The organism is Nocardioides sp. Z43_10, assembly GCF_059766615.1.
The window spans coordinates 415,533-431,503 of sequence record NZ_JCBAJY010000003.1 but is presented as its reverse complement, the minus strand read 5'-3'; the positions used below and the strand labels follow the sequence as shown (position 1 = coordinate 431,503).

The 15,971-nt window shown below is 72.7% G+C and carries 16 protein-coding genes and 1 tRNA gene; 11 read left to right on the top strand and 6 right to left on the bottom strand.

Translation table 11 applies throughout. The annotated features are described in order from the left end of the window. On the top strand, positions 1 to 461 hold a 461-nt coding region (locus AC6EI4_RS08300; protein WP_498451169.1), incomplete at its 5' end, for an IS30 family transposase. 119 nt (positions 462 to 580) lie between these two features. Here the strand turns inward: AC6EI4_RS08300 and AC6EI4_RS08295 are convergent. Both AC6EI4_RS08295 and AC6EI4_RS08290 read right to left on the bottom strand, forming a co-directional pair. Beyond that, a complete protein-coding gene (locus tag AC6EI4_RS08295; protein ID WP_498420909.1) occupies positions 581 to 1,840 on the bottom strand; it encodes a DUF1501 domain-containing protein in 1,260 nt (419 codons plus the stop codon). A gap of 8 nt (positions 1,841 to 1,848) precedes the next feature. Continuing rightward, complete coding sequence (locus AC6EI4_RS08290; protein WP_498420911.1) at positions 1,849 to 3,615, bottom strand: DUF1800 domain-containing protein; 1,767 nt, start codon at positions 3,613 to 3,615, stop codon at positions 1,849 to 1,851. A gap of 337 nt (positions 3,616 to 3,952) precedes the next feature. Between AC6EI4_RS08290 and AC6EI4_RS08285 the strand changes: the two genes are divergently transcribed. Together AC6EI4_RS08285 and AC6EI4_RS08280 are read left to right on the top strand one after the other, a co-directional pair. Then, a complete protein-coding gene (locus tag AC6EI4_RS08285) occupies positions 3,953 to 5,104 on the top strand; it encodes an LCP family protein (protein WP_498420913.1) in 1,152 nt (383 codons plus the stop codon). Positions 5,105 to 5,106: 2 nt separating this feature from the next. Further along, entirely contained in the window at positions 5,107 to 5,310 is a 204-nt protein-coding gene (locus tag AC6EI4_RS08280) for a hypothetical protein (protein WP_498451168.1), read from the top strand. A gap of 149 nt (positions 5,311 to 5,459) precedes the next feature. Here AC6EI4_RS08280 and AC6EI4_RS08275 read toward each other — a convergent pair whose 3' ends face one another. The 3 genes from AC6EI4_RS08275 to AC6EI4_RS08265 form a co-directional block, all read right to left on the bottom strand. Next, positions 5,460 to 5,846 (bottom strand): MscL family protein, encoded by a 387-nt coding sequence (locus AC6EI4_RS08275; protein ID WP_498451167.1) that lies wholly within the window; start codon positions 5,844 to 5,846, stop codon positions 5,460 to 5,462. Positions 5,847 to 5,906: 60 nt separating this feature from the next. Continuing rightward, positions 5,907 to 6,560 carry an SAF domain-containing protein gene (locus tag AC6EI4_RS08270; RefSeq protein WP_498420918.1) on the bottom strand — a complete coding sequence of 218 codons (654 nt, stop codon included), beginning with the start codon at positions 6,558 to 6,560 and terminating at the stop codon, positions 5,907 to 5,909. 87 nt (positions 6,561 to 6,647) lie between these two features. Continuing rightward, positions 6,648 to 6,962 carry an FmdB family zinc ribbon protein gene (locus tag AC6EI4_RS08265; protein ID WP_498451166.1) on the bottom strand — a complete coding sequence of 105 codons (315 nt, stop codon included), beginning with the start codon at positions 6,960 to 6,962 and terminating at the stop codon, positions 6,648 to 6,650. Positions 6,963 to 7,057: 95 nt separating this feature from the next. On the opposite strand from AC6EI4_RS08265, the gene AC6EI4_RS08260 reads away from it, so the two are divergent. Beyond that, complete coding sequence (locus tag AC6EI4_RS08260; RefSeq protein ID WP_498451165.1) at positions 7,058 to 9,736, top strand: penicillin acylase family protein; 2,679 nt, start codon at positions 7,058 to 7,060, stop codon at positions 9,734 to 9,736. On the opposite strand, the gene AC6EI4_RS08255 is transcribed toward AC6EI4_RS08260, so the two are convergent. Further along, complete coding sequence (locus AC6EI4_RS08255) at positions 9,720 to 10,349, bottom strand: 5-formyltetrahydrofolate cyclo-ligase (RefSeq protein ID WP_498451164.1); 630 nt, start codon at positions 10,347 to 10,349, stop codon at positions 9,720 to 9,722. The genes AC6EI4_RS08260 and AC6EI4_RS08255 overlap by 17 nt on opposite strands. A 23-nt stretch (positions 10,350 to 10,372) precedes the next feature. On the opposite strand from AC6EI4_RS08255, the gene AC6EI4_RS08250 reads away from it, so the two are divergent. From AC6EI4_RS08250 to AC6EI4_RS08220, 7 genes are all read left to right on the top strand, one after another. After that, positions 10,373 to 11,776, top strand: a complete 1,404-nt coding sequence (locus AC6EI4_RS08250) for a UTP--glucose-1-phosphate uridylyltransferase (RefSeq protein ID WP_498451163.1) — start codon at positions 10,373 to 10,375, stop codon at positions 11,774 to 11,776. After that, positions 11,769 to 13,016, top strand: a complete 1,248-nt coding sequence (glp, locus tag AC6EI4_RS08245) for a molybdotransferase-like divisome protein Glp (protein ID WP_498451162.1) — start codon at positions 11,769 to 11,771, stop codon at positions 13,014 to 13,016. The genes AC6EI4_RS08250 and glp overlap by 8 nt, the downstream gene beginning before the upstream one ends. Positions 13,017 to 13,061: 45 nt before the next feature. Beyond that, complete coding sequence (gene moaC / locus AC6EI4_RS08240; RefSeq protein ID WP_498420933.1) at positions 13,062 to 13,529, top strand: cyclic pyranopterin monophosphate synthase MoaC; 468 nt, start codon at positions 13,062 to 13,064, stop codon at positions 13,527 to 13,529. Beyond that, positions 13,526 to 14,044, top strand: a complete 519-nt coding sequence (locus AC6EI4_RS08235; protein ID WP_498420934.1) for a MogA/MoaB family molybdenum cofactor biosynthesis protein — start codon at positions 13,526 to 13,528, stop codon at positions 14,042 to 14,044. Before moaC ends, AC6EI4_RS08235 begins: the two co-directional genes overlap by 4 nt. Then, positions 14,041 to 14,646 carry a GNAT family N-acetyltransferase gene (locus AC6EI4_RS08230; protein ID WP_498451161.1) on the top strand — a complete coding sequence of 202 codons (606 nt, stop codon included), beginning with the start codon at positions 14,041 to 14,043 and terminating at the stop codon, positions 14,644 to 14,646. Before AC6EI4_RS08235 ends, AC6EI4_RS08230 begins: the two co-directional genes overlap by 4 nt. Before the next feature lie 223 nt (positions 14,647 to 14,869). Further along, complete coding sequence (gene sepX, locus AC6EI4_RS08225) at positions 14,870 to 15,682, top strand: divisome protein SepX/GlpR (RefSeq protein ID WP_498451160.1); 813 nt, start codon at positions 14,870 to 14,872, stop codon at positions 15,680 to 15,682. Between the two features lie 70 nt (positions 15,683 to 15,752). Next, positions 15,753 to 15,828: transfer RNA gene (locus AC6EI4_RS08220), tRNA-Ala, on the top strand. Positions 15,829 to 15,971: the final 143 nt, after the last annotated feature.

The window sequence follows — 15,971 nt, the reverse complement described above, 5'->3', positions numbered from 1 at the left end:
AAGGCGACTTGATCCTCGGCACCGCGAACGGCTCCGCGGTCGGGACCCTGGTCGAACGCTCCACCCGGTTCGTGATCTTGCTGCACCTGCCCGGACGTCACGACGCCGAGTCGGTGGCTGAGGCGATGATTCGCGAGATGACCAAGCTCCCCGAGCATCTGCGTCGCTCATTGACCTGGGACCGCGGCACCGAGCTGGCCGGCTACCGAGAGATCCAGATCGCCCTCGACATGCCGGTCTACTTCTGCGACCCGCACTCGCCCTGGCAACGCGGCACGAACGAGAACACCAACCGCCTCCTACGGTTCTGGCTCGCGAAGGGCACCGACCTCTCAACCCACACCGCCGACGACCTCGCCCGGATCGCCGCGACCCTCAACAAGCGACCACGACCTACCCTCGAGCTACGGACCCCAGCCCAAGCGCTGGCCGCGCTGCTGACAACAACGCCAGCAGCCTGACCCGTTGCTTCCACCGATAGACCCAGCCAGCGTTATTTCGCTGGGGTAGTGGTGATAACCCCGCGTTACAAGCGGGCGTGGGCTGCGGGGCGGGGCGGCGCGGGGCGGGCGTGGGGCGGTCAGAGGGCGGTCATCGCCCCGACCTGCTCGGGCTGGAAGCCGGGGAAGACCTGGGCGGTGGAGGCGCCGAAGCGGGAGACGACGACCTCGCTGAGCACGCTGCGGTAGTCGGTGGTGACCAGCAGGTCGGCGTCGGCGGTATTGGCCAGCCCCGGCCAGGTGCCGTAGTAGCGCCCGCCCTTCACCCCGGCGCCGATCAGGAACATCACGTTGCCGTGCCCGTGGTCCAGGCCCTGGTTCGCGTTCTCCACGACGCGCCGGCCGAACTCGCTGACCGTCACCAGCGTGACCCGGTCGGCCAGCGGCCCGAGGTCGGTGAAGAACGCCGCCACGGAGCCGGCGAGCTGGTCGGCCATGTTCTTCAGGTTGCCGCTGGTCGGGGTGCCGATCCAGGTGTGGTGGTCCCACGAGCCGTGGTCGACGGTGATGATCTCCGCCCCCACGTCGGCGCGGATGGTGCGGGCGGTGGCGCGCAGCGCGTCGGTCAGGTCGCCGCCCGGGTACGCCGCGCCGTGGGCGGGCACGTCGGCGGTGGCCCGCACCCGCGCGAAGTCGGCGACCACGTCGAGGGCCGCGCGGGCCCCGTCGGCGAGAGCGCCGGGGGTGTCGGCCCACGCCGTGGCCAACGCCTTGCGGCGCGCCGCCTGGTCGGCGGCGCCGTTGGAGCCGGCGAGGCGCACCTTGTCCACCCCGGAGGTGACCAGGACCGGCTGAGGACCTGAGATCGCCATCGACGGCACCCCGCCGCCCATCTGGATCGCCTCGATCGGCGAGCCCGTCCCATCGCGCCCGACCAGCCGGTTGAGCCAGCCGACCCGGGCCTCGGAGCCGGGGTCGGCGTCCTCGAGCTCCTCCATCGCCGAGAAGTGCGAGCGGTTCGGAGCGGGCAGGCCGGTGGCGTGCACGGCGGCCATCTTGCCGGCCTTCCACAGCGGGAGCAGCGGAGCGAGGCTGGGGTGCAGCCCGAACATGGCGTCCTTGGCCAGCAGCCGGTCGGAGGCGACGCTGATCGCGGGCCGCGCGGCGTAGTAGACCGGGTCGGCGTGCGGGACGACCAGGCTCAGCCCGTCCGCGGCGCCCCGCAGGGAGAGCACCACGATCACCCGGTCGGCGCTGCCGGCCGCGGCGTACGACGTGTGGGTGGCGACGCTGCCGTGGAGCGCCGCCGCGCCACCCAACGTCAGGGCGCCGCGCAGGAACCCGCGCCGGGAGGCGCCGCGGTAGTCCTCGCAGCAGTCGTGGGTCGGGTTCTCGCTCATCGCTGGCCTCATCGGTGCATGTGCTCGGGGCTGTCGAGCACGGTCGTCAGCAGGATCGGCATCCGCCACCGCACGAGCGGATGGCTGGCGGTGATGGTCTCGCCGCGGGGAAGCGACAGCGCCTCGCAGCACGAGCGCACCATCCGGGCCGAGGCGGGGCGCCCGAGCAGCGTGCGCGAGAGGTGCTCGATCAGCGCGTCGAAGCGCAGGCTCTTCGCCGGCAGGCGCGAGAGGTGCGTCGGGTAGGCGATCTCCTTGCTGGGCCACCACTGCCCCGACATCGAGTAGTGCACGTCGAAGGAGGCCAGCAGCCGCGAGGCCGAGGACCAGGACCGGTTGGTCTGCGGCTGGCCGTCGGCTCGCGGCCAGTCGAAGGGCATCTGCCCGATCGAGGAGGTCTGCCACAGGATCTGGTTGGCCGCGGAGCTGCTGGAGACGGGCCGCTTCACGCTCGTGCCCAGCGCCCGGTACGTCGCGACCACGTCGTCGGTGGGCGTGCGCACCTTCATCCCGGCCGAGGCGCGGAACTCCTTGCTGGCCACCAGGGCGCGCAGCACCGGCTTGATCGCGGTGCCGGCGTCGAGGTAGACGCGCGCCAGCTCGGTGACCAGCGCCGCGGACGGCTCGTCGGCCACGAAGCGCACCGCGAGCTTGCGGGCCAGCCGCTCGGCGGTGCGCGGATGACGCGCCAGGTAGGTCAGGTAGGCCGCGGCGACGGGGCGGCCGTCGGCGGCGGTGTTGGCGTGGCTGAAGCCGAGGACCTTCACCGCGCCGGTCCAGTGGCTGGGTGCGTCGTACCAGGAGCGCCAGGTGCGCCAGGTGTCGACGCGGTAGCCGGTGAGGATGCGCGCGGAGGCCTTCACGTCGTTCTCGGTGTGGTGGCCCCGACCGACGGTGTGCAGCTCGAGCAGCTCGCGGCCCAGGTTCTCGTTGGGCGCCCGCTTGGTCGACGAGGAGTTGTCCAGCGACACCCCCATCGCCGGGTGGGTGATCGCGGCGACCAGCATCTCGTCGAAGCGGCCCAGCGCGTGGGCGCGGATGGTCTTGCCGTAGTCGGCGCGGAACGGGAAGACCGCGTCGTCGTGGATCGGGACGTGCAGGTGGTGCTCGAAGAACTCCGTCATCACCTCGAGCACCTGCCGCTCGGAGCGGATGCGGCGCAGCAGACACCAGCGGGCGTAGTTCGCCGTCGCCTCCCAGGCCGCCTCGACCTCGTCGACGTTGCGCTGCGCGATCGTGGTGGCGTCCAGGTCGATCGAGGTCCACCAGCGCTGCATCTCCTGGGCCGGGTCGCTGATCCGGGCCGGGTCGAGCTGAGCCTCGAACCACGCCGCGGGGCCGCCGGCGGCTCGGACCCGGGCGTGCAGTGCCGGGGTGAAGCCGTAGGAGAACCGGTTGATCAGGTGCAGCGCCTCGGCGGTGGGGAGCGTGGACCCGGCACCCGGTGCCGGCGCGGGCGCGGGCGCTGGGGTGGCGGGCGCCGCCGGTGCCGCGCGGTGGTGCTGGTGCTTGCAGCGGTGCCGGTGCCGGCAGGTGTGCCGGGGGTGGCGGGGGCAGCGGTGGAAGTGCCGGCAGCGTTTGCGGTGGCCGCTCGCACGCCGGGCGTCCTCGGCCGCACCGGCCGCCGGCGCGGGCAGCAGCGGCGTCGTGGCCGCCGCGGCCAGCCCGGCCAGCGCGCCGCGCTGCAGCAGGCGCCGGGCCAGCGGCGCGTCCGGGGCGGCGAGCGCGCCGGTGGGGCTGGAGGCGGGGCTTGAGGCGGGGGTGGCAGGTGGCACGGCGATGCTCCCGGGTGCGTTCGTCGGCTGGCCCTGAGGCCATCGGTACCGCGGTGCCGGATCTTGAGGCCCACCCGAACCGGAGGCCTGGTCCGGTGGGGGCCCGTTTTGCCTGATCAGATCGCGAAGCAGCACACTTTGTACTGGTCGAATAGATTTCTCCTTGCCTGCCGGGGGGTATCGATTCGATCCTGGACCCGTTGACAGGGAGACACAGTTGTCCGACACGCCGCCTTCGAGCCCCGACCCGTCGCCTTCGGACGAGCCGGGCGGCGCGAGGCGGCGCCTGGAACCGGGCCGGCGCGCTGAGCGCCGCAAGCGGCACACGGTCCTGCGCGTGCTGGGCTCCACCGTCGTGGTGCTGTCGCTGATCACCGGCCTCGCCGTGGTCTACGCCTGGCGTCACCTGGAGGGCAACCTCGAGACCCTCAGTGACGACGTGTTGACCAACCGGCCCGAGAAGGTCGAGGTCGAGGGTCCCAAGGACCCGCTCAACATCTTGGTGATGGGCTCGGACTCCCGCGAGGGCGCCAACAACATCGACGGGCTGGCCGGTGGCGGCGAGCGCTCGGACACCACGATCCTGATGCACGTCTCGGCCGACCGGGAGACGGCGTACGGCGTGAGCCTGCCGCGCGACGCGATCGTCGACCGCCCGGAGTGCCAGGTCAAGGGCAAGGGCAAGGACCCGGTGCCGGCCGAGGACGACGTCATGTTCAACACCGCCTTCCAGCTGGGCGGTGCGCTGTGCACCGTGCAGATGGTGGAGCAGCTGACCGACATCCGCATCGACCACTTCGTCGTCGTCGACTTCAACGGCTTCAAGGACATGGTCGACGCCGTCGACGGGGTCGAGGTGTGCATCCCCAAGACCGTGGACGACCCGGCGCACGGCATCTACCTCAAGGAGGGCACCCGGGAGATCTCGGGTCAGGAGGCGCTCAACTACGTGCGTGAGCGCACCGTGCTCTCCAAGAACTCCGACATCGGCCGGATGAAGCGCCAGCAGGCCTTCATCGCCTCGATGATCAACAAGGTCGTCTCCGCCGACACGCTGGCGCGGCCCGACCGGCTGTTCAAGTTCCTGGACGCGGCGACGAAGTCGATCGTCCTCGACGAGGACCTGGCCAGCCTGACCAACCTCGCGGACCTCGGCATGCAGTTCAAGAACACCGGGCTCGACAAGATCAAGTTCATCACCGTGCCGTGGGAGTTCTGGGAGGTCGACCCCAACCGCCTGGTGTGGACCGAGGACGCAGAGCTGCTCTGGCAGAAGATCCGCAAGGACCAGCCGTTGGGCCGCCAGCTCAGCGACGGGGTGATCTCGGCCGCCAAGCCGCCGGGCAAGAGCGAGTCCCCGGGCTCGGGCCCGTCCGGTTCGCCCAGCAAGCCGCCCACCGAGGGCGGCGAGGGTAACGGCGGCGAGGGCAGCACCACCGCCGACGAGCTGGCCGAGGCCGAGGCCCTCGAGAACGGGCTGTGCGCCTAGTGGTGGCTCCGGCTGGGGACGGGTCGCGCGGCGAGCAGCCGCGCGAGGAGACCGCCTGGCAGCGTCGTCGACGCCTCGCCGAGGTGTTCGGCGAGGTCCTCCCGCAGACCACGAGCGACGAGCGCGAGCCATCCTCGGAGGTCACCCGCGAGGGCGGCAACGACGCCTGGCTGCGCTCCCAGGTCCCGCCCCACCACGGCACCTGACCCCCGAGTCGGCGTGAACTCACGTCGTACGGCGCCCGAGTCGGCGTGAACTCACGTCGTACGGCGCCCGAGTCGGCGTGAATTCCCGAATTCGCGCCGACTCGGCGGGTCTGGGGTGCGAGTTCGCGCCGACTCGCGCTATCGGGGGGTCAGAGGTGCTTGGCGTCGGGGTGGGGAGCGGTGGGGCCGCCGGCGAGGATGTCGCGGATCTCCTGCAGGAGCATGACGTCCTCGGGGGTGCCGGGCTCCTCGGAGGGGAAGAACCGCTCCTTGGCGACCGTGTAGGGCTTGACGATGAAGAAGTAGACGACCGCGGCGAGGATCAGGAACGACACGACGGCGGTGATCCAGGCGCCGACGTGCACGCCCCCGGGCTCGTAGTTGGAGAAGTCGGGCGTGCCCCCGATCTTCCCGACCACGTCCATGATGATGGCGACGGTGGCGGTGACCACCGTGGCGAAGGCGCCGCCCATGATGAAGGCGACGGCGAGCTCGACGAGATTGCCGCGCAGGATGAAGTTCTTGAAGCCGGTCATGTGGTGCTCCTCTGTCGGAGATCCGGGCCGCGCCCCGATGACGTCGCGGACCCCAGCACGCTAGCGACTGAACGCCAGGGTCAGAAAGTGTCGCACCGCGGCATCGGAGACCGTCGTCGCCTCCAGTGAGGACACGCCGATCACCACCAGCCGCCCCGGCAGGGCGTCACCCTCCTCGCCCGGCGCCGGCACCGCCAGCACCGGCACGTCGTGGGCCACCACCCGCGCCCCCTCGCCACCCGGGTCGGCGGCGAGCACGTCGATGCGGTCGCCGACCTGCACGAGCCCGACCATGCCGGCGTCCGGCAGACGCACCGGCAGCGCGCTCAGGCCCGGGTAGCCCGCGAGCAGCGACGGCGCCACCAGACGTACGTCGGTCAACGGCTCGCCGCGCGTCAGCGGGGAGGCCAGCGTGCGGCCCTCCGGGTTCTCGGAGCGGCCCGCCGGCACGCTCTCGGGGGTGAACGGCTCCTCGACCAGGTCAGCCGGGCCGAGCACCTCCCCGGCGGGCAGGTCGCGCGCGGCCACCAGCACGCCGACCCGGGCCGGCTCCGGCGCGGCCGCGGCCTGCACCCCGGCGGCCACGGCGACCGCGGCGAAGAGCGCAGCGAGCAGCCGGCGTCGGATCAGCACCGCGCGCCGCATCCGCAGCCGCAGCCTCCTCAGCCGGCCGCGGGCGGCTGAGGGGGCGGGTGGAACGGGGGAGTGCGTCATCCCCCGACGCTAGGCGAGAGCGGCCGATGCCCGCGGCGTCCCTCCACAGCCCCCCGAAGACCCGGGGCGTGCCCGCGCGCGCGTGGGTCAGGAAGCGGCGGCAGGGGTGGCGGAGCTCGAGGAGCTGGAGCCCTCCGACTTCGCCGCCGTGCCAGACGTGCCGGACGTGCCGGAGGTGGACGAGCCAGTCGAGCTCGACGAGGCGGGCTCGGAGCTCGAGGACGCCGAGCGGCTGTCGGTGCGGTAGAAGCCGGAACCCTTGAACACCACGCCGACGGCGTTGAAGAGCTTGCGCAGGCGACCCTGGCACTCGGGGCACTCGGTCAGCGCGTCGTCGCTGAAGCTCTGGAACTGCTCGAAGCCGTGGCCGCACTCGGTGCAGGCGTACTGGTAGGTCGGCACGCTGGGTCCTCCGGATGTCACTTTGTCAGGGATCGGGCCGGACGACTGGCACTCGCCGCGGCCGACTGCCAATGGTACGGCACAATGGGCGGGCGATGACTGATCAGTCCGCTGCCCTCGGCAGCACCTCACCGGACACCGCCAGGCCCGCTCCGGCGCCCGTGCGGTGGTGGCGCGCGGTGCGGCGCTGGCCGGTCGCGGCCCGATGGGCGCTGTGGGTGGCGCTGCTCCTGGTGCTCGTGCTGCTGGCCACCGCCGCGACCGGCGTGGTGCTGGTGCGCCGTCCGTTCCCGCAGACCACCGGCGAGGCCGACCTGCCCGGGCTGGACGCCCCGGTCGAGGTCGTGCGCGACGAGCACGGGGTCCCGCAGATCTACGGCGACACGGTCGCCGACCTGCTGCGCGCCCAGGGCTACGTGCACGCCCAGGAGCGCTTCTTCGAGATGGACGTGCGCCGCCACCTCACCGCCGGGCGGCTCAGCGAGCTGTTCGGCGAGGCCGGGCTCGCCTCGGACAAGTTCACCCGCACCATGGGCTGGCGCCGGGTCGCCGAGCAGGAGGTCGCCCTGGTCGAGCCGGAGACCCGGGCCGCGCTCACGGCGTACGCCGGGGGTGTGAACGCCTACCTCGAGAGTCGCGGCACCAGCCAGATCGCCGTCGAGTACACGCTGTTGCGCGCCGACGGGCTGGACTACGACCCCGAGCCCTGGACCCCGGTCGACTCGCTGGCCTGGCTCAAGGCGATGGCCTGGGACCTGCGCGGCAACATGGGCGACGAGATCGCGCGGACCCTGCTCGCCGTGGACCACGGACCCGAGCAGGTCGCCGAGCTCTACCCCGAGTACCCCTACGACCAGCACGCGCCGATCGTGGAGTCCGGCCGGGTGGTGGACGGTGTCTTCGAGCAGCACGCCGAGGAGGGCGGCACCCGCAAGCCGCAGCGTCCCTCCTTCCTCGAGCGCAGTCCGCGCGGCGCCGCCCAACGCGACGCACTGGCCCGCCTGGGCGGTCTCCTCGACGGGCTGCCGGCCCTGCTCGGTCGCGGCGACGGGCTGGGCAGCAACAGCTGGGTCGTCGATGGCGACCACTCCGCCACCGGCGAGCCGCTGCTCGCCAACGACCCGCACCTCGGCGTCGGCCTGCCGGGGGTGTGGATGCAGACGGGGCTGCACTGCCGTGAGGTCTCCGAGGCCTGCCCCCTCGACGTCTCCGGCTTCACGTTCTCCGGGCTGCCCGGCGTCGTGATCGGGCACAACGCCGACATCGCCTGGGGCTTCACCAACCTCGGCCCCGACGTCACCGACCTCTTCCTCGAGCGCCTCAGCGGCGACCGCTGGCGCTACGACGGCGGCTGGCGGCAACTGAAGGTGCGCACCGAGACGATCCGGGTCCGCGACGGCGAGGACTTCGAGCTCACCGTCCGCGAGACCGCGCACGGCCCGCTGCTCTCCGACGTCTCCGCCGAGCTCAGCACGGTGGGGGCCAACGCGCAGGCGCGGGGGGACAACGGCGAGGCGGGCGAGGCGGACAGCGGCTACGCGGTCGCGCTGGCCTGGACGGCGCTGGAGCCGACGACCACCGCCGACGCGATCCTCGCGCTGAACACCGCCGAGGACTGGGGCGACTTCCGTGCCGCTGCCGAGGACTTCGCGGTGCCCGCGCAGAACCTCGTCTACGCCGACCGCCAGGGCCACATCGGCTACCAGGCGCCGGGCCGGATCCCGATCCGCAAGTCCGGCAACGACGGCTCGCTGCCCGCCGAGGGCTGGGAGCCCGAGAACGACTGGACCGGCGACCACGTCCCCTTCGACGCGCTGCCGAGCGTGCTCGACCCCGAGGAGGGGTTCGTGGTGAGCGCGAACCAGGCGGTGGCGGGGGAGGACTACCCCTACTTCCTCACCGACGACTGGGACCGCGGCTACCGCTCCCAGCGGATCCGGGACCTGCTCGAGGCCGAGGACCGGCTCTCGGTGGACGACATGCTCGACCTGCAGCGCGACGACCACAACCCGATGGCGCCGGTGCTGGTCCCGCGGCTGCTCGACGTCGACCTGCCGGGCGGCTACTACCGCGCCGGGCGCCGGCTGCTGTCCTCCTGGGACTTCTCCCAGCCGGCAGACAGCGCCGCGGCGGCCTACTACAACGTCGTCTGGGACAACCTGCTCGAGCTGACCTTCCACGACGAGATGCGCCCCTCGCTGTGGCCCGACGGCGGCCAGCGCTGGTTCGCGGTCGTCCAGCGGCTGCTCGAGGACCCGCACAACGACTGGTGGGACGACCGCGAGACCGAGGGCATCGTCGAGTCGCGCGACGACATCCTGGCGGCGGCGATGATCGCGGCGCGCGACGAGCTCACCCGCCGCCAGTCCCTGCACCCCGAGGAGTGGGAGTGGGGCCGGCTGCACTCCCTCGACCTGCGCAGCCAGACGCTCGGGGCCTCGGGCAATCCCCTCGCCGAGCGGGTGGTCAACCGGGACGGCTTCCGGGTCGGCGGTGGGTCCAGCGTGGTGGACGCGACCGCCTGGAACGCCGCGGAGGGCTATGCGGTGACCAGTGCGCCCTCGATGCGGATGGTCGTCTCGCTGGCCGATCTCGACGCGTCGCGCTGGATCAACCTGAGCGGCGTCTCCGGGCATCCCTTCCACGCCCACCACACCGACCAGACCGAGCTATGGGTGGACGGCGAGACGCTGGCCTGGCCGTTCAGCCGCGAGGCGGTCGACGCCGCGGCCGCCGACCGACTGACGCTGCGCCCGGTCACCGAAGACGAGTGAGGCCCGACGGCGTCACCACCGCGCCCACCGCGCGGTCGTGCGCCTCGACGGGCACGGCGAGGCCGACCTCCTCGTCGTAGAGCAGGACGCAGCTGAACGTGCCCGCCGGCACCCGCCCCAGCGCCCGGTCGTAGGAGCCCCCGCCGCGCCCCAGCCGCACCCCGCTGCGCGACACCGCGAGGCCGGGGACCAGCACCGCGTCGGCGCCGGCGACGGCCTCCACCCCCAGGCGCGGCCCGGCCGGCTCGAGCAGCCCGCGGCGGGCCGGCACCAGCGTGCCCGGTCCCCGGTACGGCGCCCAGTCCAGGTCGCCGTCGGGCAGCAGCACGGGCAGCAGCACCCGGCGCCCCTCGCCGTGCAGCCGGTCCAGGAGCAGTCCGGTGCCCGGCTCGGTGCCGAGCGCGACGTACGCCGAGACGGTGGCGGCGCGGCGTACCTCCTCGGCGGCCAGCAGGTGCTTCGCGATCGCCGCGGCCGCCGCACCCACCGCGGTCAACGACCGGCGGCGACGCGCGGTCAGCAGCCTGTCTCGCAGAGCGGTCTTCGCCGCGGACAGGTCCGCCGGGGCGCCGTCCGAGGGGCGGGATTCGAAGGGGGATTGCGGTGCGGCCACGCGGCCAGCCTACGATCGGCAGCATGGGTAGTGCAGCGTTGAAGCGAGCCGTGGAGAAGATGCGCGGCGCAGGGGTGGACGAGGTCGCCGTCGAGGTGTTCGCCCATTATTTCCGGCTGCTCGAGCACGGGGAGACCGGGATGGTTCCCGAGTCGACGATCGACCCGCTCGACATGGAGTCGCTGGCGGACGTCGAGGTGTCGGACGCGGTCGCCGCGAAGGCGATCGGTGAGACCGCGGTGATCAAGCTCAACGGCGGGCTCGGCACGTCGATGGGGATGGACCGCGCCAAGTCGCTGCTGTGCGTGCGCCGCGGGCTGTCGTTCCTGGACATCATCGCCCGCCAGGTGCTCCACCTGCGCAAGGAGTACGGCGCGACGCTGCCGCTGATCTTCATGAACAGCTTCCGCACCTCCGCCGACACGATGGCGGCCCTCGAGCGCTACGAGGACCTCCCCGTCGAGGGCCTGCCGCTGGAGTTCTGGCAGAACAAGGAGCCGAAGCTGCTGGCCAGCGACCTGTCGCCGGTGAGCTACCCCAAGGACCCCGACCTCGAGTGGTGCCCGCCCGGCCACGGCGACCTGTACACCGCCCTGCGCGGCAGCGGGCTGCTCGACCAGCTCATCGACGCCGGCTACCGCTACGCCTTCGTCTCCAACTCCGACAACCTCGGCGCGGTCCCCGACGCCCGGGTCGCCGGCTGGTTCGCGGCCTCCGGCTCGCCGTTCGCGATCGAGGCGACGCGCCGTACCCCCAGCGACCGCAAGGGCGGCCACTTCGCCCGCCGCAAGAGCGACGGCCGGATCGTGCTGCGCGAGACCGCGCAGACGCTCGAGGCAGACAAGCCGGCGCTGGCCGACCTCGAGCGGCACAAGTTCACCTCCACCAACAACCTGTGGTTCGACCTCGTCGCGATGCGCGAGGCGCTGGTCGAGCGGGAGGGGATCCTCGGGCTGCCGCTGATCCGCAACGTCAAGACCGTCGACCCCTCCGACAAGTCGACGCCCGAGGTGATCCAGATCGAGACCGCGATGGGCGCGGCGATCGAGGTCTTCGACGACGCCCGCACCATCGCGGTGGGGCGCGAGCGGTTCATCCCGGTGAAGACCACCAACGACCTGCTGGTGCTCCGCTCGGACATCTACGACCTCGGTCAGGACTTCACCCTGGACCCGGTCGCGCCGGTGCCCTATGTCGACCTCGACAGCGACCACTACAAGCTGGTCAGCAACTTCGACCAGCGCTTCCCCGAGGGGGCGCCGTCGATGCGCGAGGCGACCGCGCTGCGCGTCGCGGGCGACTGGACCTTCGGCAAGGGCGTCAAGGTGGTCGGCGACGTCGAGCTCGCCAAGCCGCCGTCCGCGCAGCGGGTGGAGGCCGGCGCCGTGCTGGCCGGGGAAGGGGCCGACGGGGCGCAGCATGGCTGAGCGCCACGACGCCGGCCCGCTCACGCCCGTCGACGAGCACGTCGCGCGGATCCTGGACGCGGTCTCCCCGCTGCCGGACTACCCGCAGCCGCTGATGGAGGCCCTCGGCCTCGCCGTGGCCGAGGACGTCGTCTCCCCGATCGCGCTGCCCAGCTTCGACAACTCCGCGATGGACGGCTACGCGGTCGTGGCCGCCGACGTCGCCAGCGCCTCGCCGGAGTCGCCGGTGCACCTGCCGGTGGTCGGCGAGATCGGCGCCGGCCAGGCGCGGATCCTGGCGCTCTCCCCGGGCACGGCGGTCAAGATCATGACCGGCGCGCCGGTCCCCGCCGGCTGCGACGCGGTCGTGCCCTACGAGTGGACCGACCGTGGTGTCGCCCAGGTCCGCGTCACCGCGGCACCCGCGCCCGGCCAGCACATCCGCCGGGCGGGGGAGGACGTCGCGAAGGGCGACCTGCTCGTCACCCACGGGACCGTGCTGGGCCCGCGCCACCTGGGCCTGCTCGCCTCGGTCGGACGGGACCGGGTCCGCTCGCGCCCGCGTCCGCGCGTGGTCATCCTCTCCACCGGCTCCGAGCTGCGCGAGCCCGGCACCGCGCTCGGCCACGACACCATCTACGACGGCAACTCGTGGCTGCTGGCCGCCTCGGCGCGGGCCGCCGGCGCCATCGCCTACCGGGTCGGGATCGTGCCCGACGACCCGCGCCGGTTCCTGGAGTCGCTCAACGACCAGCTGGTCCGCGCCGACCTGGTGGTGACCAGCGGCGGCGTCAGCCAGGGCGACTTCGACGTGGTCAAGGAGGCGCTCTCCGAGCTCGGGACCGTCTGGTTCGGCGGCGTGGGGATGCAGCCCGGCAAGCCGCAGGGCTTCGGCACCGTGGGCGAGGACGAGACCCCGATCTTCACGCTGCCCGGCAACCCGGTCTCGGCGTACATCTCCTTCCAGACCTTCGTGCTGCCCGCGCTGCGCAAGATGATGGGCAAGCTGCCCTACGAGCGGCCCACCCGCCGCGCGCTGCTCACCCAGGCGGTGAGCTCGCCGGCGGGCAAGCGGCAGTTCGTGCGCGGCGCGTACGCCGTGGACGGCGGTGGCGGGCACGTCGCGCCGGTCGGTGGGCACGGCTCGCACCTGATCGGCGACCTCGCCACCTCGAACGCACTGATCGTGGTGCCCGAGGACGTGACGTCCCTCGCGGCCGGCGAGCAGGTGCAGGTGCTGCTGCTCGATGAGGACTTCTAGCCCGATGACTTCTTGCCCGATGACTTCTGCACCGTTGGGGGACCCATGGACCGGCTGACCCATGTCGACGAGACGGGCGCGGCCCGGATGGTCGATGTCTCCGCCAAGGACGTCACCGCACGTACCGCCTCGGCGTCGGGACGGGTCCTGGTCTCGCCGGTCGTCGTCGCGCTGCTGCGGGGGGAGGGCGTGCCCAAGGGCGACGCGCTCGGGGTGGCCCGGGTCGCCGGGATCATGGGCGCCAAGCAGACGCCTTCGCTGATCCCGCTGTGCCACCCGCTGGCCGTCTCCGGGGTCACCGTCGACCTCACCGTCGCCGACGACGCGGTGGAGATCCTGGCCACCGTGCGCACCACCGACCGGACCGGCGTCGAGATGGAGGCGCTGACCGCGGTCTCCGTGGCCGCGCTGACCGTGGTCGACATGGTCAAGGCCGTCGACAAGGGCGCGGTGATCACCGACGTCCGGGTGGAGACCAAGACCGGGGGCAAGAGCGGGGACTGGGCCCGATGAGCGCGCAGGGCGGCACCGGGCCGGCCGCCGGGCCGGCTGCCGGTCTGTCGGCGGCGGTGGTGGTGGCGTCCAACCGTGCCGCGGCCGGGGTCTACGAGGACACCACCGGTCCGCTGATCGTGGCGGCGCTCGCCCGTCTCGGCTTCGCCGTGGACGCCCCCCGGGTGGTGCCGGACGGCGCGCCGGTCGGGGAGGCGATCCGGGCCGCCGTCGACGCCGGGGCACGCGTCGTACTGACCACGGGTGGGACGGGCCTGACGCCCACCGACCGCACCCCGGAGGCGACCGCCGGGCTGCTGGACCGGCAGGTGCCCGGCATCGCCGAGGCGATCCGAGCCGCCGGGGTGGCCAAGGGGGTGCCTACCGCGATGCTCTCGCGCGGCCTGGCGGGGATCGCCGGGAACTGCCTGGTCGTCAACCTGCCCGGGTCGCGCGGCGGGGTGAAGGACGCGCTGACCGTGCTCGAGGGAGTGCTCGTGCACGCCGCCGAGCAGGTCGTCGGGAGCGACCATTGAGCCAGGGCCCGGGGGGCGGGCAGCACTCCTGGCCGGTGCGCCTGGCGCACGGCTCGGTGGTCCTGCGCCCACTGGTCCAGGGCGACGCCGACGCCTGGCGTGAGGCGCGCCGGCGCAACGCCGACTGGCTGCGCCCCTGGGACGCCACCGTCCCGCCGGGCACCAGCACCCGGCCGACCACGTTCCGCCAGCTCGTCCGCCGGTTGCGGCGGATGGCCAGGTCGGGCACGACGCTGCCGTTCGCGATCGAGGTCGAGGGCCGCTTCGCCGGCCAGGTCACCGTCAACAACATCGTCCGCGGCTCCGCGCAGTTCGCCTCGATCGGCTACTGGATCGACCGGCAGTACGCCGGGCGCGGGGTGGTGCCGCTCGCGGTCGCGCTGGTCATCGACCACTGCTTCACCACCGCCGGCCTGCACCGCATCGAGATCGCGATCCGCCCCGAGAACACCAACTCCCTACGCGTCGTGGAGAAGCTCGGGGTGCGCGAGGTCGGCTACGCCCCGAGGTACCTGCACATCGACGGCGCCTGGCGCGACCACCGGCTCTACGCCGTCACCGTGGAGGAGTGCCCCGAGGGGATGCTGGCTCGGCTGGGCTGAGGCCGGGTGCGGCGCCCTGTCGGTTTCCCCGGTCGGCCGGGGATCGCTGAACTTGTCGGCCGAATTTTCGCCCGACAACATCAGCGATTGACGGTTCAACGACCCTTGGCGACCGGATTCGGCGACCCCGATCACGCCTCAGTCACACCAGTCACATCAGTTGTTTTGCGACACACCTATGGACATGGGCCTCAAAAATCGCTAGGCCTCCTAATCTCTGAGCGTGGACCTGAGCGCTGTCATCTTCGTAGCCCTAGCCGTGGCGTGGGCTGTGTACCTCGTGCCCAAGGCCCTCAAGCACCATGACGAGGCGGTGCGTGGCGGGTCGGTCGACCGGTTCTCGCACACGATGCGGGTGCTGGCGCGCCGAGAGCCTGCCGCCACGACGCCCGGGCGGGTCCCCTCCGCCCCGGTCGTCGAGACGCCGGCGGCCCGCCCCACGCCCGCCCAGCTCAGGGCACGCCGCGAGGCCTCGCGCCGCGCCACCCAGCGCCGTCGCCGCGTGCTGAGCGTCATCCTCGCCCTCAACCTGGTCGTGGTCGCGCTCGCCGCCACCGTGTCGATCAGCTGGTGGTACGTCGCGATCCCGGCCACGCTGCTGGTGGCCTGGCTGGTCGCCTGCCGGGTGATGGTCAAGAGCGAGCGCCGTCCGTTCGAGGTGCGGGTCACCGCGCCGGTCGCGGAGATGAACGAGGAGACCGGCGAGATGGAGCTGGTCCCGGCGAGCTTCCAGGTCGCCCGCAACGAGCAGGGCTTCGACGAGGTCGCCGCCGAGGCCGAGACCTCGATCTCGATGGCGGCCGCGACCGTGGACCCGACCCTGTGGGACCCGCTGCCGGTGACCCTGCCGACGTACGTCACCAAGGCGCCGGCCGCGCGTCGCAGCGTGCGCACCATCGACCTGGACTCGACCGGGGTGTGGTCCTCGGGCCACGCCGAGGGCGACTCCCGCATCGCCCGCGAGGCCGACGAGGCCGCGCAGGCGGCTCGCGCCACGCGTGGCGACGAGGACGGACGGCGCGCCGTCGGGTCCTGACCGGACCTGATTCGGTCGCCGCCGCAACGGGTGCTAACGTTTCCTCTCGCGTCGGCCTGGCCGGCGCACTGGGGCTGTGGCGCAGTTGGTAGCGCGTCTCGTTCGCAATGAGAAGGTCAGGGGTTCGAATCCCCTCAGCTCCACCAGTGCACACGAAGCGGTAGGTCTGCGGACCTGCCGCTTCGTGCATTTCACGGGTCGGGGCCAGCCGGCATCGGCTGGCGGCGCCGACCCGTCATCGACGCCGGGACACGCCGACGAACACGTCGAGGCAGTGACGGGTCGCGAG